This window comes from Variovorax sp. LjRoot130, assembly GCF_964253755.1.
Taxonomy (GTDB): Bacteria; Pseudomonadota; Gammaproteobacteria; order Burkholderiales; family Burkholderiaceae_C; genus Variovorax.
Genome location: NZ_CAXURM020000002.1, coordinates 374923 through 398720 on the forward strand (window position 1 = coordinate 374923; position 23798 = coordinate 398720).

At 63.6% G+C, this 23798-nt stretch carries 19 protein-coding genes and 4 pseudogenes; 13 read left to right on the plus strand and 10 right to left on the minus strand.

Translation table 11 applies throughout. The annotated features are described in order from the left end of the window. Positions 1 to 532 precede the first annotated feature (532 nt). From ACSQ86_RS31470 to ACSQ86_RS31480, 3 genes and pseudogenes are all read right to left on the minus strand, one after another. Positions 533 to 1727 (minus strand): annotated as a pseudogene (locus tag ACSQ86_RS31470) (IS91 family transposase). A 9-nt stretch (positions 1728 to 1736) separates the two neighbouring features. Beyond that, positions 1737 to 2612: a tyrosine-type recombinase/integrase gene (locus ACSQ86_RS31475; RefSeq protein WP_436310443.1), complete on the minus strand. Its 876-nt coding sequence runs from the start codon at positions 2610 to 2612 to the stop codon at positions 1737 to 1739. A gap of 646 nt (positions 2613 to 3258) precedes the next feature. Further along, positions 3259 to 5025 (minus strand): winged helix-turn-helix domain-containing tetratricopeptide repeat protein, encoded by a 1767-nt coding sequence (locus ACSQ86_RS31480; RefSeq protein WP_436310444.1) that lies wholly within the window; start codon positions 5023 to 5025, stop codon positions 3259 to 3261. A 126-nt stretch (positions 5026 to 5151) separates the two neighbouring features. On the opposite strand from ACSQ86_RS31480, the gene ACSQ86_RS31485 reads away from it, so the two are divergent. Beyond that, a complete protein-coding gene (locus tag ACSQ86_RS31485; protein ID WP_436290834.1) occupies positions 5152 to 5478 on the plus strand; it encodes a hypothetical protein in 327 nt (108 codons plus the stop codon). A gap of 300 nt (positions 5479 to 5778) precedes the next feature. Here ACSQ86_RS31485 and ACSQ86_RS31490 read toward each other — a convergent pair whose 3' ends face one another. The 4 genes and pseudogenes from ACSQ86_RS31490 to ACSQ86_RS31505 all read right to left on the minus strand — a co-directional run bounded on the left by ACSQ86_RS31490 (position 5779) and on the right by ACSQ86_RS31505 (position 11374). After that, positions 5779 to 6201 (minus strand): hypothetical protein, encoded by a 423-nt coding sequence (locus ACSQ86_RS31490; protein WP_436307251.1) that lies wholly within the window; start codon positions 6199 to 6201, stop codon positions 5779 to 5781. Positions 6202 to 6266: 65 nt separating this feature from the next. Then, positions 6267 to 6914, minus strand: a complete 648-nt coding sequence (locus ACSQ86_RS31495; RefSeq protein ID WP_436307250.1) for a DUF4272 domain-containing protein — start codon at positions 6912 to 6914, stop codon at positions 6267 to 6269. A gap of 352 nt (positions 6915 to 7266) precedes the next feature. Continuing rightward, positions 7267 to 7416 (minus strand): annotated as a pseudogene (locus ACSQ86_RS31500) (IS30 family transposase); the annotation flags it as partial. Positions 7417 to 7558: 142 nt separating this feature from the next. Then, positions 7559 to 11374 carry a BTAD domain-containing putative transcriptional regulator gene (locus ACSQ86_RS31505; protein WP_436310445.1) on the minus strand — a complete coding sequence of 1272 codons (3816 nt, stop codon included), beginning with the start codon at positions 11372 to 11374 and terminating at the stop codon, positions 7559 to 7561. A gap of 139 nt (positions 11375 to 11513) precedes the next feature. On the opposite strand from ACSQ86_RS31505, the gene ACSQ86_RS31510 reads away from it, so the two are divergent. The 4 genes and pseudogenes from ACSQ86_RS31510 to ACSQ86_RS31525 form a co-directional block, all read left to right on the plus strand. Then, the gene (locus ACSQ86_RS31510; protein WP_436307248.1) at positions 11514 to 11747 is read left to right on the plus strand and encodes a hypothetical protein; all 234 of its coding nucleotides are present in this window, start codon (positions 11514 to 11516) and stop codon (positions 11745 to 11747) included. Between the two features lie 21 nt (positions 11748 to 11768). Then, positions 11769 to 12179, plus strand: a complete 411-nt coding sequence (locus tag ACSQ86_RS31515; protein WP_436310446.1) for a hypothetical protein — start codon at positions 11769 to 11771, stop codon at positions 12177 to 12179. Between the two features lie 306 nt (positions 12180 to 12485). Next, entirely contained in the window at positions 12486 to 12881 is a 396-nt protein-coding gene (locus ACSQ86_RS31520; protein WP_436310447.1) for a DUF2917 domain-containing protein, read from the plus strand. 235 nt (positions 12882 to 13116) lie between these two features. Next, positions 13117 to 13299 (plus strand): annotated as a pseudogene (locus tag ACSQ86_RS31525) (ABC transporter ATP-binding protein); the annotation flags it as partial. A gap of 59 nt (positions 13300 to 13358) precedes the next feature. Here ACSQ86_RS31525 and ACSQ86_RS31530 read toward each other — a convergent pair. The 3 genes from ACSQ86_RS31530 to ACSQ86_RS31540 form a co-directional block, all read right to left on the minus strand. Continuing rightward, positions 13359 to 13706: a hypothetical protein gene (locus ACSQ86_RS31530; RefSeq protein WP_436307244.1), complete on the minus strand. Its 348-nt coding sequence runs from the start codon at positions 13704 to 13706 to the stop codon at positions 13359 to 13361. Positions 13707 to 14742: 1036 nt separating this feature from the next. Next, on the minus strand, positions 14743 to 15921 hold the full coding sequence (locus ACSQ86_RS31535; protein ID WP_436310448.1) for an IS91 family transposase: 1179 nt from the start codon (positions 15919 to 15921) through the stop codon (positions 14743 to 14745). A gap of 12 nt (positions 15922 to 15933) precedes the next feature. Continuing rightward, positions 15934 to 16833: a tyrosine-type recombinase/integrase gene (locus ACSQ86_RS31540; protein ID WP_436310449.1), complete on the minus strand. Its 900-nt coding sequence runs from the start codon at positions 16831 to 16833 to the stop codon at positions 15934 to 15936. Positions 16834 to 17096: 263 nt separating this feature from the next. Here ACSQ86_RS31540 and ACSQ86_RS31545 point away from each other — a divergent pair, with 263 nt between their 5' ends. The 8 genes and pseudogenes from ACSQ86_RS31545 (at position 17097) to ACSQ86_RS31580 (ending at position 23589) form a co-directional block, all read left to right on the plus strand. Further along, positions 17097 to 17324 carry a hypothetical protein gene (locus ACSQ86_RS31545; RefSeq protein ID WP_436310450.1) on the plus strand — a complete coding sequence of 76 codons (228 nt, stop codon included), beginning with the start codon at positions 17097 to 17099 and terminating at the stop codon, positions 17322 to 17324. A gap of 61 nt (positions 17325 to 17385) precedes the next feature. Further along, on the plus strand, positions 17386 to 18144 hold the full coding sequence (locus ACSQ86_RS31550) for a uracil-DNA glycosylase family protein (protein WP_436310451.1): 759 nt from the start codon (positions 17386 to 17388) through the stop codon (positions 18142 to 18144). 212 nt (positions 18145 to 18356) lie between these two features. After that, positions 18357 to 19421: a DUF2167 domain-containing protein gene (locus ACSQ86_RS31555; protein ID WP_436310452.1), complete on the plus strand. Its 1065-nt coding sequence runs from the start codon at positions 18357 to 18359 to the stop codon at positions 19419 to 19421. Beyond that, complete coding sequence (locus ACSQ86_RS31560; protein ID WP_436307573.1) at positions 19408 to 20505, plus strand: IS5 family transposase; 1098 nt, start codon at positions 19408 to 19410, stop codon at positions 20503 to 20505. The genes ACSQ86_RS31555 and ACSQ86_RS31560 overlap by 14 nt, the downstream gene beginning before the upstream one ends. A gap of 157 nt (positions 20506 to 20662) precedes the next feature. Continuing rightward, positions 20663 to 21386, plus strand: a pseudogene (locus tag ACSQ86_RS31565) (site-2 protease family protein). A 108-nt stretch (positions 21387 to 21494) separates the two neighbouring features. Further along, positions 21495 to 21917, plus strand: a complete 423-nt coding sequence (locus ACSQ86_RS31570) for a GNAT family N-acetyltransferase (protein WP_436307239.1) — start codon at positions 21495 to 21497, stop codon at positions 21915 to 21917. Between the two features lie 144 nt (positions 21918 to 22061). Further along, positions 22062 to 23240: a M20/M25/M40 family metallo-hydrolase gene (locus tag ACSQ86_RS31575; RefSeq protein WP_436310453.1), complete on the plus strand. Its 1179-nt coding sequence runs from the start codon at positions 22062 to 22064 to the stop codon at positions 23238 to 23240. Continuing rightward, on the plus strand, positions 23155 to 23589 hold the full coding sequence (locus ACSQ86_RS31580) for a M20/M25/M40 family metallo-hydrolase (RefSeq protein WP_436310454.1): 435 nt from the start codon (positions 23155 to 23157) through the stop codon (positions 23587 to 23589). The genes ACSQ86_RS31575 and ACSQ86_RS31580 overlap by 86 nt, the downstream gene beginning before the upstream one ends. Positions 23590 to 23798: the final 209 nt, after the last annotated feature.

Here is a 23798-nt window from a genome sequence, read left to right on the forward strand (position 1 = left end):
GCGGCGTAATTCCGTCGTAAGGAGGAAGCGAAGTTGTCAACAGACCTCACAATCCAGTCCGGCGCCAAGATCGACTGATTCTTCTTGGATCCGCTCAACTGCAGCCGGAGGGATGAGTGGATGGTGACCCTTGGCGCCTCAATGGCTGCTTCCGAGAAATATGGACAGCCGCTATGGTCTAGGGTTGTCCGACACCTGTCCGTGCACGACGACAGCGCCGAGCTCGCCAGCGGCCTGAGGGCAGGTGTTGGACAAGCCTCCATGGAGGAAACCGCGGGATGCGCCACCGAGGCCTGAGAAGGCTACGAAGCTATGGGGATTTGGTCGGTGCGAGTCGAAGTCGTGGCGGCGACGCAGGTCAAGAGTTCGGCCGATGGCGTGGTTGAGGCGCAGCGGATCGATCGCGGCGCACTCAGTTGCCCAGCGACGCCACCGGCGGGTATGCCTTCGTCGAGTGCGAAGGCGAGACTGCGCACCGGCCCAGAAGGATGAAGGGCCGAAGCTCGGACTGGACGCTGTTGCAGATGTGTACTCATGGTGCCCGAGCCTGCTGAGGCGGCGCACGGATGGGTTGCCCACGAACGAAGGTCTGCAGGATGATCATCGGGCCGCCGCAGTGCGGGCAGAAGAAGCTCGGTCGCACGGGTTCGGGCTCGGAGTCAACATCCGATGTGCGCGCAGCGGCATCGACTTGCTGCAGCAGAAGTTTGCGAATGCGTGCGAGGCAGGCGGTTCGATTGCCGTTGGCCAGGAGCCCGTAGTGGCGGATGCGGTGGAAGCCGCCCGGCAGGACGTGCAGCAGGAAGCGGCGCATGAACTCGTCGGCATCGAGCGTCATCGTCTTGCAGCGTGTGCGGCCCTTGGCCCGGTAGTCCTTCCAGCGGAACGTGACGCCTCGTTCGTCCATAGCCACGAGCCGGCTGTTGGAGATGGCGACCCGGTGGGTGTAGCGCGACAGATAGGCCAGCACCGCCTCGGGTCCGGCGAACGGGCGCTTGGCGTAGACGACCCATTCGCACTTGCGCAGCGGCGCCAGCCACTCGGTGAACGCCTGCCTGTCGGCCAGCGCGGCGAACTCGCCAAAGAACTGCAGCCGGCCGGCGTAGTGAGCGTGCTCGAGTTCTTCGAGGAAGCGTCGCCGGAACAGCCGCGAGAGCACGCGCACCGACAGGAAGAAGCCGGGCCTGCAGGCGACCCAGCGCTCGCCGTCTGGCGACAGGCCTCCACCCGGCACGATACCGTGCACATGGGGGTGGTGCGTCAATGCCGATCCCCAGGTGTGCAGCACCAGGGTCACACCGATGCTGGCGCCCAGGTGCTTCGCGTCGGCCGCAATGGTCATCAAGGTCTCGGCGGCCACATCGAACAGCAGCGCATAGATTGCGGCCTTGTTGTAGTAGGCGATGGCGCTGATCGGTGCCGGCAAGGTGAAGACGACGTGGTAGTAGTCCACCGGCAGCAGGTCGGCCTGCCGTGCGTCGAGCCAACGCCGCGCTGCGGCGGCCTGGCACTTCGGGCAATGCCGGTTGCGGCACGAGTTGTAGGCGATCTGGTCGTGCCCGCAGCCTTCGCAACGCAACACGTGACCTCCCAGCGCCGCGCTGCGGCACTGTTCGATGGCCGACATGACCTTGAGCTGGCCGAGGCTCAGGTGCCCACGCTGCGCCTGGCGCCAGCCGGGCGTGGGTGCGGAAGATGTCGGCGACTTCCAGGGCGCAGTGCGCCATGGAAATGGCCTATGCGGCCTGCAGCTTCTCCAGCGGACTGACCACTTCGTGCAGGATCTCGGTGGCCACGTGCGTGTAGACCGATGTCGTCTCCAGCTTCTTGTGGCCCAGCATCACTTGGATCACACGGATGTCCACCTTCTGCTCCAGCAGGTGCGTGGCAAAGGTGTGGCGCAGCGTGTGCATGGAGACGGGCTTGTCGATCTTGGCCGCCTCGGCAGCGTCGTGGACGGCGCGGTTGAGCTGGCGCGCAGTCAAGGGATCGACCGGATTCATGCCGGGGAATAGCCAACCGTTGGGCAGCATCTTGCCGTGCGCATGCGCATATCGCCACCAGGCGCGTAGCCGTTCCAGCAGGACGGGCGAGAGCATGGCGTAGCGATCCTTGCGGCCCTTGCCCTGATCGACGCGCAGCGTCATGCGCTGGCTGTCGATGTCGCTGACCTTCAGCGCAACGATCTCACTGACCCGCAGCCCCGTACCGTAGGCGATGGACAGTGCCGTCTGGTACTTCAGGTTGGCGGCCGCAGCAATCAGGCGTGCGACCTCGTCGCGACTGAGCACCACGGGCAGCTTCTGGGGCACATGAACGTAGCTCATCCTGGCCATCAGTTCGCCGCGGTCGAGCGTGACGTCGAAGAAGAACTTCAACCCCGTGATGGTGGCATTGAGCGTGATCGGCGAGACGCCCCGATCGACCATGTGCAACTGGAAGCGCCGCAGATCCTCTGCGGTGGCTGTGTCGGGGGAACGCTGCAGAAAGCTGGCGAGGTACCGAACAGCACGGATGTAGGCAGCCTGGGTCTTGGGTCCGAGCTTGCGCATGCGCATGTCGTCGAGCATGCGTTGGCGCAGCGGCGTGATGGCTTGGGTCGAAGGGGTCATGATCCTGCTCCTGTCGAAGAACGAGGCCAATTGCCTCGCTCCTCAACATAGACAGGGGCGCAATGTTTGCCACCCGCCGCGGCGTCGGCGGCGGGCTACCGCGCGAGCGGTTTAGTCCGTGGGCCCATACCGGCTGTACAGATTTCTCCAAAGCTGACGCTCCGGCGCTAATCGTCTAGCCTCAAAAGGCGCAGGGGATGCGCTGGCGCAAGCTCTTCGTGAGACCACCCGTCAACTGCCCGAGCAGGCATCGCCGGCGTTTGGTCAACGACCTGCGCTGGCACCGAGCCCGCAGGTGCTTCGAGAACGAGGTCCAGCGCGGACACGGGGTCGGGGCAGTTGACGCAGAAGGCGTCAAGCTGCCAGTTAACCTCTTGAGAAGAAAGGCCCTTGCCACCGGAGCTGAAACCTCAGGCTCCTCGATTCAACGGCAGGTTCTGGCCGATCGCGCATACAACCAACGTGAGGAATCGGCATCCTCAAAGTTGATGACAGCTCTCGCGCCAGCTGGCTGAAGACACGAACTGCTCTTGTCGACCCATCAGCGACTTCCGTAGTCTTGAGCTCGTCGCCACAAGTCCGCCGCTCGCTCAGCCGCTCTGACCCATGCGCAGCCACCCGAAGAAGCCCGCAGCGCGGAATCAACCTATTCGGGCAGCCCAGCCTTCTCCAGCCCCGCGTAGTAACGCTCGCGCTGGGCGCGGCAGAGGTCGTTCGCGCACAGCCGCTCGTCGCGGAACGACGAAATCGTGTAGGAGGGCAGCCGCCGTCTGAACTCCGCCAGCGCCGCGCGCGCGGTTTCCGTCTCGCCCAAGTTCGCTGCCGCCGCGGCGACCCACGAATGAGCCACCGCGTGCTGCGGCCGCTCGAGCACCGAGCGCCGCGCCCATTCGAGCGCCTCGCGGTCGCGGCCCAGGTACAGATGCGCCGCCGCGGTGACGACGAAGATGCCGTTGAGATTCGGATCGCGCGGGCTGAGCCGCCGTGCCTGCTCGAGGGCGGCGATCGCTTCATCCTGCCGGCCGAGCGTGCAACGGGCATAACCGAGCCAGAACCAGGCGCTTGCATCGTTGCGATTGAGCCCGATCTGGCGCCCGAGCAACTCCACCGCCTGCTCGGAGCGGCCGGCCAGCGCGAGCGTCGTACCGCGCACGCCGACGACGCGTGCATCGGCGGGATCCAGTTGGAAGGCCTGCGCCGAGAGTCTGTCGGCCTGTTGAAGCCACTGCTCGCGCGTCGCGCCGCGCAGGCTCAGCCAGCGCTGCGACACGTCGTAGTTATAGGTCTGTGCTAGCAGCGCGAAGGCGAGCCCCGACCCCGGGTCGCGCGCGCTCACCTGCTCGAGCAGCCGGCGCGCCTGCTGCAGGGAGTCCGGCGTAGTCCGGTTGAACTGCAGCAGCCACCGCGCCTGCAGCAACAGCTCCTGCGAGTCGGCACCGGGCCGCGCTCGAGCACGTGCGGTTTCCACCTCCTGCAGCGTCAGGTCCAGCGACCTCGCCACCGTCCCGGTGACTCGGCGGTACAGCGCAGGAAGGTCGGGTAGCTCGCCATCGATACGGTCTGCCCACAGGGCGCGCCCGCTCTCGCCGTCGACGAGCTGCAGGGTCAGTCGCACCGTGTCGCCCAGGCGCACCAGTCCGCCGTCGAGTACATAGCGCACGCCGAGCTCGCGGCCCACGCGACGCGCGTCGACGCTGCGGCCGCGGTAGCTGTCCGCGGTCGCCCGTGCGATCACGAAGCTCTCGGGGATGCGCGACAGGTCGACCGTGATCTCGTCGGTGAGCACGGCGGCCAGCCGGTCCTGCGCCGGGTCGCCGCCATCACTTGCAAGGGGTAGCACGACGATCGACAGGCGAGGTGGTGCGGGTGGCACCACCGGTGCGCTGCGCTGCTGCCACCACCAAGCCAACGCTGCCACAGCGACGATGGCAGCCGCGAGGCCGCTCCAGAGCGCGACGGCAGCAGCGCCTCGCCTCACCGGCGCGGCGGCCTCACCCGCGACCGTGCCAATCGCCGCCCGAGCCGACGAGGACGGCACTGCCGCTTCGCCAGCGGGTGTGGTCGGCCCCGCATCGACGGCGCGTGAGGCCGGCACAGGCTCGACCGGAGCCGCGAAGAGATACCCGCGCCGTGGCAGCGTCTTAATAATGTGCTGCCCGTGCTCGCCGAGAACCTGCCGGATGTCGGAGACACAGCGCGTCAGCGACTCCTCGCCGACAACGACATCGGGCCAGACGGCGGCCAGGATCTCGTCCTTGCCCACCGGCCGGCCTGCGGCCTCGGCGAGGTAGACCAGCACGTCGAAGCTGCGCGGGCGAAGGTCGAGCCTCCGACCGGCCCGGCGCAGCGTGCGGCAGCCGACGTCGAGATCGAACTCTTCGAAGCGCAACCGGTTGGCGGCTCGAACCTGCATCTGGTCTCCCCGGCCTGTAGGGAGGAATTTTCAGCCTTTTTCACCACGCGCGCCGGTTCCTTCATGACGGCGCGCGAGCTGTGGAGCGCAATGGCAGCGGCACCCTCACCCGCCATCGGAGGCCCCATGACCCACCATCGTACTCTGTCCATCGCAGCCACCATCGCTGCCTCGCTTCTGCTCGCGACCCTTGCTTCGAACCCGCGCGCGCAGCCGCCCAACGGCACCCACGCGGCCGTCGACCGCGAAGTGCGCAGCCTGAAGGCGGCCTACCTGCGCTGCGACCGGGCCGCGACCGAGCGCCTGCTCGACATGGGCGAAGCGGCGAACTGCTCGGTCATCTACGAAGAGCTGCTCAGGGTCGGCTTCGGCGGCGACTTCAAGCGTCTGCTCGCCTGGTGGCACGCCGAACGCGTCGCCGAGGCGCGCGGCGAACGCATCGCCACGCCTTGAAGCAGGAGGGCCGGCCGCGCCCGCACTGCGCCGTCACCGCTTCGGCAGAGCCGACCCCGAGTTCAAGACCGATAGTGCGGCCTGAGAACGCACCAGGCTAGGTCAACCGAGCGCCGCGCAGCGGTCGAGACGCCCCAGATCGAGGTATCCCAGGCACCCGGCCGGTCTCGGGATTTGCGGAGGGCGATTGAAGTTCCTTTTGCCCGCGCATGCGCGGGCGGAGCTGGCCAGTGTCAGCGATCCGAGGCCATCTTTGCGTTGCTACATTGCCGTCGCTGGCGACCGGCTGCTTCTGGCCGTCTACGGCTGTCGGCCACCCCAAGCGATATTGTGTTCAAAGCCCGGGACAACCCCGAGCAGCCGTTCGGTCGCCTCCTTGGCAACCATGAAAAATGCAGCATACGAAGAGTCTTGGCCGTCATCGCGAAAGCCAGAGAGCTCGATGTTGCATCCGAGAACCGATACGTAGCTCTGCGCGAGCAGAGTCGTCAGTACGCCGTTCTTCGCGGCTGCCACGTATTCATCAAGGATTCCATCCGCGCGGACGGAGATGGAAAAGTCATCAGCAGGTGTGATGGCAGCGGTCAACGCGGCGCTCATGCTCCGTCCGCCGAGCTGCCTTCGCCATTCGTGAGCGACGGTGCGCCTCTCATGCACGCTCGCCCATGGATGTTGCTCGACCTTTTCAACGAGCCATTCGTTGATGATGTGGGGCGTCTTCATGTAGGCGGGCTAAGTTGGTCAATGGATGTGCGCCTAGAGCGTCGGCTTCTGGCGGGCATCCGCCTCTAGGTGCTGAGCTCCACGTCATCCCAGCTTCCGTTGTCGTTCAATAGCCATTCGAGAGCTTTGCGTCGCTCCATCACGATGTCCAAGCTCACGTCGCCTGATGGTTCCGCATGCAACTGGGCCGTCCTCGTCCACCAATGGAGCCTGTAGTAGAGGTCGGTCATCCTGAACAATTCCAGCCGAGGCCGAAGCTTCGCTCGACTCATGAAGGCTTCGCCACTCTCGTTCTCTCGCAGATTCGGCATAAGCGACGCAAGTTCACGACCGACAGGCTTGTTGAAGGCAAGGTCCTCGACTTTTCCGGCTGCCCACGCGAGCGCCCATAGCGCCTCGATGTACCAGTAGAGGTTGGTGCGGTCCTGCTCGGTGAGGTCGCCGTCGTCCTTTTCGAGAATAGCTCGCTCAGAACTTGATAGCTCCCCGTCCAAGCCATTGCTATCAATCCACTGCCTGACGACGGAGATGGGCGCCTTGAACGCAATCTGCAGCATCGCATTCAGGACCAGAGCGCGACGCGCAGCGGCTTGAGCATCTCGTGCTGGGGTATCTTGGTCGGGAGTTGGCAGCCAGTCGCATATTTCGCCGCCGTACGCGCGAATCAATGCCTCGTTCTCCCGCTTGATGAGTTCGCAATCAATCTCGTGCATCTCGACGTCCTATGTCTGCTTCAGGGCGAATTCTGGCCGGGGCTCAAGCGTCCGCTGTTGGCCGCATTCTGCCCGTCGGATAGTGCAGGAACCACATGTACGCGATGAAGCTCCCGACGACGACGATGAGCGTCCAGTACGCCCACCGTTGGGCCTTGGGCATGGCCTCATACCGCTCTTTGCTCATGCCGGGACCAGCCATGAAGATGCTCCAGTTTTGTGTGAGGTGGAAGGGATGCCGGAAGGTCCGGTCCTGGCCAATTGTTGACCGCCGTGCGGTCAGTGCGCACGCGCTTCGGAAGCCACTCTCGGGCGTTCTGTTGGTCGCCCTCTGCCCTCATCACGGCCGGCAAATCGACACCGCGTCAATGATTCTCCCGTGGATGTCTGTCTTCTGCGTGTGATGGCGCGAGCGGCGCATGCCTCGCCTGCGCCTCAGATGCTGCAGCAGTTCCTTCTTCAGGGCGCCGCGGGCTTGAATGAAGAGACTGCGGTAGATGGTCGCGCCAATGCGCCCTCGTAGGGCATAGACGGAATCTCCGTGCGCAAGCGAGTGCGCGCATCGTCAGACTTCCGCGCGTTGTACGCTTCGATGAATGGCAAGTCAGCGCTGTAATCGAACTCGAAACCTGACGGGGTCATATTTAAATCGGGGCACGCAATAGGTTCGCCGCTTCCACAAGATCCGGGGTATCGAAACCCTCGGTGAACCGATCGTGAACTTTCGCCAGCATGCGGCGCGCTTGCTCCTTTTTGCCCTGCTGCCGCCACAGCTGCGCCATGCTCATGGCAGCCCGCAGTTCCAGCGTTTTCGCCCCTTGCCGACGGCTGATGGTAAGCGCCTGGTCGAAAGAAGCTTCGGCGGCCATGGTATCGGGCGGTGAAAGAGCCAGCAGGCACACCCCCTCGAGGCGATGACGCTCGGCCGCAAACTGGCAACTCCCCGTGCTTTTCTCATCCGCCTTCGCCTGCGCAAGCAAGCCGAGCGCCTCGTCGTACAGCTTCAAGTGCATATGAACCTCAGCCATGTCGGACAAACGCTGCGCCGAGTACGAAGGCGCCGCCGCGCTCAAACGGACAACGAGCGATTTGAGTTCGGAGAGGTCCCGCCTGCCTTCATGCATGATCTGGGCCCTGCCGTGCAGCGCTTCACCCGTCGCCATCCAATGCGACATGCCATGTTGTCGCGTGAGGGCAATGGTCTCGGCCGACAAGCTCAGGGTCTCCGTGTGCTTGTTCAACCAGCGATGCAACATGGTCGCGAAGAGAAGCGCCATCGCAAGCGTCTTTGGATGATCCATCGCTCGTGCTTGCTCGAGCATCCGCTCACACACCTCGCGCGCCTGATCCGCGAAACCGAGAAAAAAAAGCGCCCATGACAAATGCCCGGCAAACGATACGGACAGGTCCTCGCCGAACAATTCCAGCATCAGGTGGTGTTGGTCCGGACGATGGAGTGCAATAGCGTTCGCGGCGTGCGTGCTCGAGGCTTCGAACTCACCCAGCCAGAAAGATGCAACGGCGGCCACATAGTGTGCCGCTTGTTTTCCGATCGGGTCATCGCGCGCCAGGTCCAAGAGCCGCAAGGCGGCTTGCGGTACGCCGCGGGGACCGATGGTCGCAACGGTGTTTCTCAAGCGCGTCCATTCCGCCAGAAAAAATTCCGGACTGTCCGCCACCAGCCCGCGCAAGGCAGAAATTCGCGCAGTGACCCGGGTGGCATCCTCGGACCCGTAGCCATGCGTCGCGTGCAGCGCAGGGCAGAGGCCGACGAGGATCGAGAATTCGGTCTGATCCCTTTCTGGCGCCGCGGGCAGCGTCATCAGCGATCGCAGCCCGCGATTGAAATGTGCGATCGCTTCCTGGTTGGCCGAGCCGGAGATCGCTCGTTGCCCTGCCTTGATCCAGTATTCGACGGACTGCCGAATTTCTCCGGCGGAGGACAGGTGCTGTGCCAGGAGTTCCGGCTGGGCCGTGACGCTGTCGGGGAAATTGCTTTGCAGGACCTGCGCGATCTGACGATGAGTCGCCTGCCGATCGGCCCGGGTCTGCGATTGATAGGCCGCCTCCTGGATCAACGCGTGCTTGAACTGGCAGGTCGCTTCATTGACCTTCAATATCAGGCCGGAATCCATCAATTGACTCAGAGAATTCGCCAGCGCATTCGGACTGGATGGGGACACCTTGCGCAGCAGGTCAACCCCGAATTCCCGCCCGATCGTGGCGGCGATCTGAGCGGTGTATTTCGCTTCCCCCAGTTGGTCCATGCGGGCCGCCAGGAGATCGTGCAATGTGCCCGGAATGCTTGCCCAATCGACCCGAGTGGCCGTCTTTGCCAGCTCCTCTGCAAAAAGTGGCACGCCATCGGCGCGTTCCACGATACGGCGGACAGTCGCTGCCGGAAGCTTCCCGCCGACCGCGGCAATCAATTGCTCCATTTCGTATTCGGCGAGGGGCGGGAGCGACAGCACGGAAGCCGCATGGGGCGGAATGAACCCGGGCCGCACGGTGAAGATCGCGAGCAGGGCCTCCGGTCCTTTTTGCTCGATCAGCGCCGTCAAGAAATCCTGTGTGGAAGGGTCCACCCAATGCAGGTCTTCCACAATGAGCAACATCGGCAGCTTCGCCGTCGGCCCCTTCAACATCGCGCGCAGGAGCTTGATCGTCAGTTCTTTCTGCTTTTGCTGTGAGAGACCGGTCGCGCGGGAGTGTGCGGGTTGCGGCAGCGAATACAGCGAGACCAGCAAGGGGACGGCTTCCCGAGCCAATGCGGGGTAATTCCTTGCGACATGCTGCGCCAGCTTGGCGGACTTCACCTCCGGAGTGTCGCCAGGGGCAAAGCCCAGGTTTGCCTCGAGGAGCACCAGCAGTGGATGAAACGGTGACTGGCTGTATTCCGGGAAACAGCGTAGCTCGCGGACGGCGTGCGGCTCGCCCGCCAGCCCCTGTTTGAGGACATGCACCAGACGGGACTTGCCGATGGCCGGCTCGCCCTGCACCAGCACCGCAAGGCTGGCGCCTTGTTTTGCCGCTTCCCACAAACCCGTGAGTTGCGTGAGTTCGGCCTGCCGTCCGACCAGCGGCGTCAGCGGCGTTGCAGCATCCAGCCGTGTGCGGGCGCCACTTTCCCTTTCGACTCTGAACACAGCCACGGGCCGCGACGAGTCTGGCAAGGATTGGGCGCCCAGATTCGTGCAATCAAAATAGCCGGCCACGATGCTGTGCGTCTCCTGGCTGATCGCTGCTCCGTTGTACCCGACGCAATGGCGCAGTTGGATGGCGACCCCGGAGGTCTTGCCGACAATGTCCGGCAGGGATGGGTCGCTGCCTGTCGTGATCAGCCCGGTATGCACGCCTGAGCGGATCTCAATGCTGCGAGCGGCTTCCCGCGTGACGGCCAAGGCGGCTCGCACGGCCCGCACAGCACTGTCCTCATGGGATTGCGGGTAGCCGAAATATGCCAGCAATCCGCCGCCATGCATTGGCACGAGATGTCCCGAGAGCCGCCGGATGATCTCGACACAGTGCGCTCGGGGTGCGAGCAGGAGTTCCATCGCGTCATCGGGGTCGTCGATTCCGGATGGAGCCAGCTCGCAGAACAGCACGGTGACCTGTCGTCGCTCCGCGTGCGCTTGCGGGACGACATGCGACGGCGCCGTCGGGATCTCTGGCGAGTCGCGCACGAATTCAGCGTTGCGGATGCGCTCGGCCAACTGCCGTGTCTCCTCGCCGGGGATGACGCCCAACTCCTTTTTCAGCAGACGGCAGCACGCGTCGAACTGCCCGAGGGCCGCGCCGTTCTGACCGTTCAAGGCGTATAGGCGCATCACCCGACGATGTGCGGCTTCGTCCCACGGCTCGAGGTCGGTATGACGCAAGGCGAATTGCAGGGCCATGCCATAGTCGCCGATTGGCTCGTGAAAATTCGCCGACTGCTCCAACATGGCGAGCGCCCGGCGGTGCAGGGCTTCACGCTGGACAAGAAGCCAGTCTTCGAAATCGGGGCAGTCCGGCAAGTAAAAACCTGCCATGAATTCACCGCGATAAAGGTCAACGACTCTCTCATTTCGTTGCTGTGGCGAGTCGCGATCGTGCGGCGAAATCAGCGCCCATCCGCTGAACTCTATCGCGTCGATGAAGGCGTTCGGAATGAAACGGATGGTGCTCTTGCTGGCCGAGAACAAGGGCCTGCCGGCGGGCAGTTCCACCACGCGGCGCAAATCCGACAGCGTCCGGCGCAGGTTGCCGCGCGCCGTGACGGGATCGTTGCCGCTCCAGAACAGTTCGGCCAGAACCTCCCGCTTGTGATCCTGCTGCGGTTCCAGCGCAAGGTAGGCGAGCAGCGCACGCATCTTGTCGTACCAAATCCCGGCAATCGGACGCCCGTTCAGTGTGCAGTCGAAGCCGCCCAGCAACCTGAGTTGGAGGCCGTTGTCGAAGGGGAGTGCGGGCTGATTCAAGTGCTTTCGATCATCACTGGGCGGAGGGTGGCGTCCGCGGCGAACGATTGGCGAACGATGGCTCGGTACTGTCTGGCAGCTTCACCGTTGAAGCCCCTCGAGCCAGCATGGCTCGCAACATCTTACCGAGGAGAGCGGCATGTCGAAGCTGCGTGCAGTCATCATTCCTGTCTTTTTGAGCGGCGTACTCGGGTGGGTGGGCTATGCCGCGCTCCACGTGCCCCCGGTGCGCGCGGAAGTCCCGGCAACGGAGACGGCTGCGGGCCGGTCGGACGGGGAAGATCTGTTCCAGGCCTATATCACCTGGGTCGCTGCAGCGCATGTCCATGCCGCCCTGCACGGCGAGGATGCGCAACTGCCGAGCCAGTTCTAGGCATTGAATGACGATACAGACATGAAGGCGATGTGGATCATCCAAGTCATCGGCGGCTTCGCTGCGGGGGCGATCGTGTCCGGCGCGCTCGTGGCGTTCGCGATGAATAGGCCGCCCCAGAATGATGCAGCGACTCTGAACCCGGCACGGGCAGCCGCGGCGGCGCCGCCCCGTCCCATGGGCCAGTCCAGGCTCGATCTTCTGCGCAACGAAGCGGCGAGCGGGGACGATCTTTCGAACCGGGAGCTCGCCACGGCCTTGATCGACAGGTACGACCTGAGCGGCGACCCTGACGAGCTCAACGAGGCCATGGTCTGGGTCGATAGGCGCTGGGACCTGTCCGGCAATGCGGAGCTGTCTCAGCGCATCGTCGCCAACTACTGCGGGCAGCGCGTGGTGCGTTGGCACTGGCTCTGCCTCCTCGGCGAGTGAACTTTGCGCAGCGAGTCATGCACCGGCTGTGGATCGCCCTGTTGCTGGCCGGCTTCCTGGCCATCGGGCCGGCCCGCGCCGACGGCGAGTGTCTCCCCTAAATCGCATCATGAAGGGCAGTGGCACAGGGGCGGAAAGCTGCAAGCGAATACCGGGATCGCAGGATGTGGCGCGCAGCCCGGCCGCTACTCTTGCTCCGATGACGAACAGAGTGCCGCATGAACGTAACCGCACGCTATCGAACGCCCTGCATGTGCTAGAGGCAAGTCCCGCTGAACCACCCAATCCGCCACGAAGGAATCGACCATGCTTGCCAACCTGGATCTCATCGACTGCACGGAACCGCCGAACATCATCGTCCCGCGTGGAGGCATGATTTGCCTCAACAACGTGCGCGGCATGAAGCTGCGGGTTATGCGTGCATCAGTGTGGGTCACTCAAGATGCTGCCAGCGAAGACGTCAATCTGAACGCCGGCGAGTCGTTCTGCATCACTCGCAGCGGCCGGACGCTTGTGAACGCATGCCAATACGCTCCGTTGACGTTGGTGATGCTTGAGCCGCCGGTCGCCATCGAGCCGAAACTGAGTGAGCGCCTGCGCCGGCTCTTCGCACGCATGAAGGCAAGCCGCCGCGGCTGCGATCAAGGCCAACGCGGTGAAGCCGGCCAGCGCGAGCACCGGCCACAGCCCGTTCGACTGTAGCTCTGGCTGATTGAATACCAACGCGGGCGTATCCGTGCTCGAAGGTCTCGCGGTGATGCGCGCCGCATCCTCCGTTTTTGGGCGCTGGTGCAAATCCCGCCCCGGTTAGGCAAATCAGCGCTCGACTGGGTAGAGAACATTAGTACCATCCCCGCTGTCGCCAAGCAGTGAGCCATCAGAAGCCCCGCCTACCGGACGATACGATAGGGGTCATAGAGGGCGCGTCTGTGCCTCGGGCCGCGTCATCCGCATGCTGGCCGACCGTGGCGACATGGCCAACCTGCTGGTGGAGCAGTACTACGACTTTGCGCAGGGACTGGCCGACGATTACCTGGTCATGGAGCGCCGCGAGCTCATCGCACGCGGCCGGGGTAAGGACATGGAAGCCAACGGTGTGCGGCAGTTGATAGCGATTTAGCCATTCGTTCGCCCCAGGAGGTTCCAGGAGGAAGCCCGGTCGAATCCTTGACCGCCTTGCTATTTGGCGGTGGGTTCGGGAACCGCCGCGGTTGTGGGCGCGTATTCAGGCCAGTGGAGCGTGACTTCCTGATCGGACAAATAGCGGCACTTCTCTTTCGCGGATTCCAGAAAGAGCCGTTGTGCAGTGCCGAGTTTGGGCGACCGGCTGTTGTAGCAATGCTCCGCATCGCACATGATTCCATTCATTTCCCCTCCCGCCGCAGTTGTCATTGTCGGACAAAAATAGACGCTGCCATCGTTGAATTCGAGAGCGAGCGCATGCTGGTGGACGAGAGCGGCGAAGCCAAGGAATGCAGCGGTCAAGAGCCTTCTTGGGCCGGCAGAATGATGGCGAGAAAAATTCATGGCTTGTTCCTTCCTGTGGGTTGGTTTGATCATCGATGAAGCTGGCCGAAGTTACTGCGCCATCGTTCGCCAATCGTTCGCAAGCTGACGCTACCCCGATGGGAGCGAGATGACTGGCAAGAACCTGAATCGGCCTGCACGGCCCGCCAATCACGGTCTCCGGATCGGCTTGCTGGGCAGCTTCGCGTGCAACTTCGGCGGACGTCCCGTGGCGGGCATCTCTTACGACAAATTGCGTGCGCTACTCGCTTTTCCCGCTTTGATCAGCGGCATTCCACACCTCGACGCTTATCGCTGCGTGGATCTGCGCCGCTCGAGGCATTGCTGCGCCACTTCACGAACATCGAACTCGTCCTGCTTGGGCATGCGCATCACACCTGTTGCGGCGATGGGGCAGGGACGGTGGTGTGCGCCTGCCCGAGCAGCACGACCGAGATCGCGCTGCAGTTCATGCCTGATGCACTCTCAATCGTCTTACCGCGAGGCCGCTGCCTACTCAACCAACCAGTCGCGTCGTTGAACTGTTGCCGCATCACTGCCAGCCGGGGTCAGCAATCTGATCTGCGTCCGCAGTCAAGACGGGATGACCGAGCGCTTGCGAAAGCCCGGCCGCAGCGCTCAACTGATGGTAGATCTCATCAAATTTGGGGATCTAAGCGAATGACAGCTTTTGGCCGTTATGAATAGATGTTCATAACGGAGAGCATTTATCTGACGCCGTGCCGACGCTGATCGAGCGCGCTGGTGTTGCGGCGGCAGATAAACGTCGATGGACTGAACCGCCGCTCCGCGGTGGCGTGCGGGGCTGTTGGGGAATGTAAGGTTCAGACGCGGTGACGGTAGTACGTGCGGGGTGTGGAGGCGTGAGCGTGGGTGCTCAGGCGGCGATTGGTGACGGCCGTTGGGCGGTTGAGGCGCAAGCGATGGGTCGTTCGCGGCATACCGATGGTTCGGCCATACATGTCGGGACGATCCGCACCGCCGTCGCGATGTCGGTGACGGACAAGTTCTTGGACGGTGATGCGCCAGCCGGGTATCACGGCGGACCCCGGCATGCAACGGCTTGCGGTGCAGCGCAGCCGCGCTGTGGTGGCAACACCTGCACGGTACGCCAGTGCCCCAAGCGGCAGTGCGGGCAGCACGAGACTTCGATGCCCGTGACGCGCTGGAGGAACGTGGCGGCGTCCTCTCGAGCCTGGGCATTGGCCGCCGGCATCGACAGCGCCAAGCGGGCCTGCGCCAGGCGCTCGGCCTTGACGGCCGGGCTCAGCAACCCGTAGTGGCGGATGCGCTTGAACCCCGGCGGCAGCACATGCTGCAGGAAGCGAGCGATGAAGGTCGGTCCGTCGATGAGGACCGTTCGCTTGCCGCCATGATCGTCGGCGCGCACGCGCAGTCGCACCCCGTTGGCATCGATGCCGACGATGCGCTCGTTGGAGACTGCCACGCGGTGCGTGTAGCGCGACAGGTAGTCCAACACCGTCTCGGGGCCAGTGAGCGGCGTCTTGGCATACACCACCCAGTCGTGACGCTTGAGCTCGGCCAGCCGTGCCTGGCGCATCGCCGGCGTGTTGGCGGGATCGCGGGGCAAGTCGCCGGCCTGACTCGCGCGGCGCAGCGCGTCGACGAAGTTGCCTCTGAACACGCGTGACAGCGCATGCACCGGGAACAGGAACGTCGGGCTCCGCTTGGGTGCACACCACAAGCCATCGCCGTCCAGCCCACCGCAGGCCATCAGCGCGTGCACATGGATGTGGCGGCGCAGGTCCTGCGTCCAGGTATGCAGCACCAGGGTGAAGGCAGCTGTTGCACCGAGCCAGCGCGGGTTCGCGGCGAACTCGCTGAGCGTGGCCGCCGCGCATTGCATCAGCGTGCCGTAGGCCCAGCGCGCGTGGAACTGCGCCAGGGCGTTGAGGGCGTGCGGCAGCGTGAAGACCAGGTGGCAGTACGGTACCGGCAGCAACTCGGCAAGCTGGGCCTGGCGCCAGGCGTCGCGGGCGTCGTTCTGGCACTGCGGACAGTGCCGGTTGCGACAGGAGTGGAACAGCCGCTGCTCCCGTGCACACTGGTCACAGCGCTGCAACTGACCACCCAGCGCCGGTGTGCGGCAAGCGACGATGGCTCGCCAGGCGCGCGCCTGTGGCGTGCTCAGCGTGTGTTGGCGCAGATAGGCCGGCTCGAAGGTGTGCAGCACCTCGGCCAGGGTGGCACTCATCGCGCAGCGGATTCAGTGCAGCGGCGGTCGCGGTGGCGTCGGCGGTGACGACGGCGCCTTTGGCTCGACCTTGGGCAGATGGGCCAGCAACGCCAGCGCGCTGTCACCGACGCTGTGGCCGGGGCGAGCCATGCGAAGGTAGCGGCTGGTGGTGCTGAGCTTGGCGTGGCCGAGCAACTGGCTGATGCTGTTGAGGTCCACGCCGGCTTCCAGCAGATGTGTGGCAAAGCAGTGGCGCAGCGTGTGGATGCCGCCGACCTTGGCGATGCCCGCAGCGTTGCGCGCGGCGTAGAAGTAGCGCCCGGCGCTACGGGTGTCCAGGTGCTGGGAGGGGTTCAGCCGCGCAGGGAACAACCAGTCCTCGGCCTGTGCAGTGCGTCTGCATTGCCGCCAGTACAGCCGTAACTGCTCGAGCAACTCCGGGCTGAGCAGGCTGTAGCGGTCGTGCCCTCCCTTGCCCGCGATGACGTGAATGCACATGCGGTCGGGCGAGGAGTCGATGTCGCAGCCGCGCAGTTGACACAGCTCGCTCACGCGCAGCCCGCTGGCGTAGGCCGTCATCAGAAGCGTGCGCGCCTTCATGGACATCGGCGCAGCCAGCACCGCTGCCACTTCGGCGCGAGACAACACGTCGGGCAGCCGCTGCGGGGCGTGACCCATGGGGATGCGCTGGCGTCGCTCGTTCTGGCCGAGCACCTCGCACACCAGAAACCGCACGGCGCTGGACGCCTGATTGACACTGCTTCGCGCCAGATGCCGCTCGCGCACCAGGTGCAGCAGATAGGCCTGGACCTCCTGGTCGGTGATCAGCTCCGGGGTTCGGCGGTAGTGACGGGCCATCTGCGCGACAACCCTCAGGTAGGACTCTTGCGTGCGTGGCCTGAAGCCGCGCAGCACCATCGCATCGATCATGCGTTGACGTAGTGGTGTCATCGTCGTCTCCGAGTTCCGGGGAACATTCCCCGCAACCAAGGTACAACTCAACTCCGCGCAACGCGATCTGCCCTCGTCGCACACATCCACCGCGTCAGCGGTTTAGTCCAACGGCCAACAGCGGCCAGTCGTTTCCGGTCCCGATGCAGGCCGAAAGCTGACACTTAGCTCCAGCGCCGCGCTTTCCATCGCACGGATTGAGGGTCCGAACTGAACCGCTCATGCGGCAGAATCGGCTGCCCATGAAAAGTTTTGCCCTGTTCGACCGCGTATCGGTTTCGCCGCTTGGCGGATGGAAAAGCACCTTTCGTGGAGTAGTCGTGAGCGAGCCTGAGCCTGTTGATACGGTGAGGGGACCGGAGTACTTCTACTGGGTGGAGTTCGACGAGCCTCAACAAGCCATCGACGGGGCGGACACGTATCGCAAAGCGCAGATTCTGAGCTGCTATCTTGACAGGGGATGGCCGTAAGGGTCTCAGTTCGGCCACAGCCGGACGTACGATTCTGCGAGTATCCGCTGAGGCGACGGCCATGAGCAACCCAAAACGTCACACGCATCCCGCAGAGCTGCTTTGGGCTGAGCAAGCCCTTGCAGTCGACTATCCGGCGGGTGTCTTGCCCGTCGCGAAGCCTATTCGTGGCACCGCCTTTTTCCCCGGGGGCCACGGTCTTTGGAACCCAAATCTGGGCGAGACGATGCCCGAGTTTCCGCTTGGGGGCACGATGATTCTTGGGCACGACTTTCACTCTGAGTTTGGCTACCGCGATTCGTTGCGGAGAGGCTCAGAAAGCGAATTGCAGCCAACTTGGCGCAACCTGCTCGCGGTGCTCGCCGCGGCCGAAATAGAGCCGAGCGACTGTTTCTTCACAAACGTGTTCATGGGCCTTCGTGCCGGCGCAGCGACCACCGGGACATTCCCCGGCGCCCGCGACCCGGAATTCGTCGCGTATTGCCGTCGCTTTCTTGTGCGGCAGCTTGAGGTCCAACGACCATCGCTCATCGTGACGCTTGGCATTCATTCGCCGGTGATGCTCGCACCGCTCTCCCATGACCTCACGTCGTGGGGCGAGGGAATGGGCCTAAAGCACCTTGACCGGGTCGGGCCTGTTCGGCCTAACGTCCGCATTTCAGCGCTTCCCGACTTTCAAACGGTGGTAGTTGCGCTTGTCCACCCGAGCATGCGCCACGCTTGCGTTCGACATCGACGCTACGGCGAGTTCGCCGGAGCTGAAGCTGAACGTAGGATGCTGCGAGATGCGCTGTCGCATGCACGGGCTGCGAACACTTGAGTCAGCCGTGAGCGCCTCGAATCGGCCAAATGCGGACCTTCGCAGGCACCCGGAACTTGTAAGTGCGCATCGCGCACACCGCTTTAGCGCCAGTGCCATCCCATTGACACCACGAAAACGTGTCCAAATCCGCCCAGAAATTCACAATCTCCACCTGCGGCCGCTCGGTAGACTCTCAGATGGGAAAAATCAAAAACAACTGAGGAGTGAGCATGATTTGTCGCTTTGCCCGCGTCGCCGCGGGAATCCTGATCGCGTGGTCCGCCGTTGCCGGCGCCGGCGCTGCACCCAACACCACTTCGGCCAATTCACTCGAAGCTGAGCGCCAGGCTGCTTTCGCTGCCGCGCAGGCCGCCAAGCAGCTCGGGCCGGTCGATGTTCCTGTACGCGACCAAGCATATCTGAGGTTGCCCGCCGGGTATGTCTGGATTCCGAATCCTGCTGCGACACAGTTGTTGGCAGCGATGGGAAATCGCGTTGGCGACGGGTTCGTTGGGGCGATCGTTCCCGCAAGCGATGCGCCTTGGTTCGCTGTCGTGAACGTCGTCAAGGAGGGCTACATCAAGGACGACGACGCCAAGGATTGGAATGCCGACGATCTGCTGAAGAGCCTGAAGGAGGGAACTGCGGCAGCGAACGAAGAACGCACCAAGCGCGGCATAGCGGCCATGGACGTCGTCGGCTGGGCGCAGAAGCCGCACTACGACGCGTCGAGCCATCGCCTCGTGTGGTCCGCTCTCACGATCGACAAGGGCGCTCCGGCGGGCGAGCAAGGCGTCAACTACAACACGTACGCACTGGGACGCGATGGATACATCAGCCTGAACCTGGTGACCGACGCGAAGGCCATCGAGACATACAAGCCAGACGCACTCAGGCTGCTTTCAGCGCTCGAGTACAACGACGGCAAGAAGTACGCGGACTTCAACAGCTCAACAGACAAGGTCGCGGCCTACGGTCTCGCGGCGCTGGTGGCGGGGGCGGCGGCGAAGAAGTTTGGCCTGTTCGCAATACTTCTCGCTTTCCTCGCGAAGTTTGCAAAGGTCGGCGTTCTTGCAGCTGCCGCCGCTGCGTGGGGCGCGACCAAGATTTTTAAGAAGAAGACAAACGTTCCTGCCACGACGGCACAGCTCCCTGAGGATGCGACTGCTCCGATCAGCAACAACCCGACATCTCCTAACAGGCTGCTGAAATACCTCATTCGAAAGTCCCCCGAAAGTGGGCCTGGGGCGTTGTCCTTGCAGACCCACGAAACCCCCTGCGATGCGCGGCCCTGACACATTCACCGAAGGTTTGTTCACGATGAGACGGCTGGACGACTTCGTTCCCGCCGACCATCCGCTGCGCCGCATCCGGGTGATGGTCAATGAGGCGCTGGCCAAGATGGACGAGTTGTTCTCTCGGATGTACGAGGCCGACATCAAGGGCGGCCGCCCGAGCATCGCGCCGGAGAAGCTGCTTCGCGCGATGCTGTTGCAGATTCTGTTCAGCATCCGCTCGGAGCGCCAGCTCATGGAGCAGACGCAATACAACATGCTGTTTCGCTGGTTCATCGGCCTGGCGATGGACGACGCGGTGTGGGTGCCGACGGTGTTCAGCAAGAACCGCCAGCGCCTGATTGAGCACGACGCGGTGGTCGCCTTCTTCAACGAAGTGCTGGAGACGGCGGAGAACAAGGATTGGTTGTCGGGAGAGCACTTCAGCGTCGATGGCACGCTGATCCAGGCCTGGGCAGGACACAAGAGCTTCGTTAGCAAGGGCGGTGACGACGATGCCGGCAGCGGCGGGGACTTCAAGGGGCAGCGACGCAGCAACGAAACGCACGAGTCGAAGACCGATCCCGATTCGAGGCTGTACCGCAAGGGCAAGACTGCCAGCGAGTTGCGCTACATGGGGCACACGCTCACCGACAACCGTCACGGCCTGGTCGTCAACGCCATGGTCACGCAGGCCGACGGCTTTGCCGAACGTGAAGCGGCCAAGGTCATGATCAGGGACGCACGTCAAGCCACCGCGAGAGCGGATACCGAGGTCACGCTTGGTGCCGACAAGGGCTATGACGCGGCCGAGTTCATCGAGGCGCTGCATCGCATGAACGTCACGCCGCATGTGGCGCAGAACAAAGCGGGGCGTCGTTCGGCGGTGGCCGACGAGATCGCCCGGAGCGAGGGCTATGCGATCTCGCAGCGCAAGCGAAAGCTCATCGAGCAGGGCTTCGGCTGGGCCAAGTTCGTCGGCCCCATCCGGCAGGTGATGGTGCGCGGCATCAAGAAAGTCGACCAGTTGTTCGTGCTGACGATGGCCGCCTACAACTTGGTGCGCATGCGGACCTTGGCAGAAGTCCGTCCGTTGGCCGCGTAGCGGGCCAGTGAGAGCCCCAAACGCGCCTCAAAACGGGGGAAACAGGGATGGCAGCGGACTTGGGACGCCGAAATCACAAGAATGCCGTCTTCAGTGCGCTGGGCGCCTTCGGCGTGCCTGGTACTTCAGCAGCCTGCTAAGGGCTAAGCCTCCGGCAATGAAGCTGGTTCTCCTGCTGCTGACGGCGGGCAAGTTCAGCAAGATGCTGCTCACCGGCGGCTCGATGCTGCTCTCGGTCGTTGCATACGCTCTCATCTTCGGCTGGCGGTACGCCGTCGGCTTCGTGGGACTCATCTTCGTCCACGAGATGGGCCACTACCTTGCCGCGCGCCAGCGCGGACTCGATGTTGGGCTGCCAACTTTCATCCCGTTCGTGGGCGCCTGGATCGAGCTGAAGGATCAGCCGCACGACGTCGAGACGGGGGCATGGGTCGGTTTTTCCGGGCCGCTGTTGGGTAGCCTGGCCGCGCTCGGCTGTTATTTCGCTGCACGCGAAAGGCAGCACCTTGTTGCTTGCGCTGGCATACGCGGGGTTCTTCATCAACCTCTTCAACCTGATTCCCATCTCTCCGCTGGATGGTGGTCGGATCACCGCAGTTCTTACGCCGTGCGTGTGGCTAGTCGGAGTTCCCGTTCTGGTAGCGGTCTTTCTCTGGCGACCGAGTCCGCTGCTCATTCTCGTCGCCGTGCTCGCGGCGCCCCAGGTGATCCGCGCCTGGAAATACGATCCGGAGGATCCTGCTAACCAGGCGTACTACGCGGTCACGGCCGAGACCCGTTTGACCTACTGCGTCTACTATCTGGGCCTTCTGGCGTTTCTCGCGGTCATGGCTCATGACACTCACGAGATGTTGGGCGCAGTCCGTAGTCTGCGTGGCTAGCCCAAGTCGATCTGATCGGTCTGGATTCTTGCGTACCCGGTAACGGCCAGGAGCCGACTTTGAAGGCCGGGCAGAATCGGCCGCCTCCGCAACATCGTGAGCCTCTCAATGACAGCCTGGACCATCATCGAAGCGACACAAGAGGAGGTGAGGTCGGGCGAGCTCGGTCGACGGCTGCGCCACTTCAACTACGGTTTCGTGGGCGAGTATCCCGAATCGCAACCGGTGTGGCTCAGCGCCAGGGATGAAGAAGGTCGAATGGTCGGAGGGCTTCGCGGATACGTCTTCCTGTACTGGCTCCACATCGACGTGCTTTGGGTCGACGAGGCGGTCAGGGCTACCGGGCTTGGCAGCAAACTGCTTGAGCAGGCCGAGGCGAAGGCGAAGACCTTGGGCGCGCACGGCGCCAAGCTCGACACGTTTGAGTGGCAGGCCCCCGACTTCTATGCGAGGCGCGGCTACCATGAGTTTGGCCGCATCGACAACCACACCAATGGGTTCTACCTAGCGTTCATGATGAAGAAGCTTTGAGGACCCAGGGCAGAATGCGCGGCCACGAGCACGCGTCAGCCAGGCGTTTCTGGCCCATTGCAAGCAGCCAAATATACTGAGCGGAGCCTCGCCGCATCGGCTTTGGCGGGGCATGAAGATCGTCCGATACGGAGGCCCATTTTGGTGAATAACAAGTTGCTACATTGCGCCGCGGCGGCACTGCTGTGCGTCACTTCCTGGGCTGGCGCCCAAACAGAAGCGCAGACGCTGCCGCTGACACCCGAGCAGCAGCGTTTCCACGACATCTACAAGGAACTCGTCGAGATCAACACGACCCATCTGACGGGCAACAACACCGAGGCGGCGCAGGCCATGCGCAAGCACCTATTGGATGCGGGCTTCAAGGCCGACGAGATTCAACTCTTCGAGCCCTACCCCAATAAGGGCAATCTGGTCGTTCGCTACAAGGGCACGGGCGGGAAGAAGCCGCTCCTGCTGTTGGCCCACCTCGACGTGGTCGAGGCTCGCCGTCAGGACTGGAAGACGGATCCGTTCAAGCTCAAGGAAGACGACGGTTACTTCACCGCGCGCGGCGCATCGGATGACAAGGCCATGGCGGCTTCGTTCGTCTCTATCCTGGGCCAACTCAAGCGCGAGGGGTTCAAGCCCAATCGCGACATCGTGCTGGCGCTCACGGCAGACGAGGAACTCGGTGACGTGCCCACCAACGGTGTTTTCTGGCTCGTGAACAACCAGCGCGCGCTGCTCGACGCGGAGTTCGGTATCAACGAGGGCGGCGGCGGCCAGCTCAACAACGGCAAGCCCGTGCTGCACCGCATGCAGGTAGCCGAGAAGATGTACACGACCTATAAGCTCGAGGTGCGCGATGTCGGCGGCCACAGCTCCTTGCCTACTCCCGCCAACCCGATCTACGAGCTCAGCGCATCACTGGATCGACTCGGTGCGTTCCGCTTCCCCGTGAAACTGGCCGACGTCACGCGCAGCTACTTCGAAAAAAGCGCCCAGTTCGAAACCGGTCAGATGGGTCAGGACATGCGCGCGGTCGCGTCTGGAACGCCGGACGAGGCCGCGATCGATCGCCTGTCGCGCTCAGCGCTGTACAACGCCACCCTGCGCACCACCTGCGTGGCGACGCAACTCGTGGCCGGCCATGCGGAGAACGCGCTGCCGCAGTCGGCAAAAGCGACGGTGAACTGCCGCATCCTGCCGGCTGTACAACGCCACCCTGCGCACCACCTGCGTGGCGACGCAACTCGTGGCCGGCCATGCGGAGAACGCGCTGCCGCAGTCGGCAAAAGCGACGGTGAACTGCCGCATCCTGCCGCACGACGATCCCGCTGAGGTTGATGCCACTCTGCGCAAGGTACTGGGCAGCAGTCGCATCAAGATTGAAACAAGCAATCCGCCGCTCAAGAGTCCGCCGTCGCCGCTGCGCGCCGACGTGCTGGAAGTCGTCGATTCCATCACTCAACAGATGTGGCCCGGCATCCCGGTGGTCCCGACGATGAGCACGGGCGCAACCGACAGCCGCTTCATGCGCAACGTCGGCATCCCGATGTACGGCGTTTCCGGCATCTTCTCGGAGCCCAGCGACGCTCGCGCCCACGGCCTGGACGAGCGCGTTGCTATTCCGCGGCTCTATGATGGCCGCGAGTTCATGTACCGGATGGTTAAGCAGCTTTCTCAGTAGTTCGCCATCGGGCGGGCCCGACCCCGGCGCATGAAGCATGGGGTGCGGGTAGTGCTTCTTAGTAGGCGCATGCTGGGTGCGGCTCGCGCCGCACCCCTCAGCGGACACAGGGGATCGAAGAAGGAAACTCCGCGAGCCATCGCGCCCACTCGATCACCGATGCTTTCGGCTGCCACGTGAGAAATAGATCTCTTTTCGCGTAGTCATGC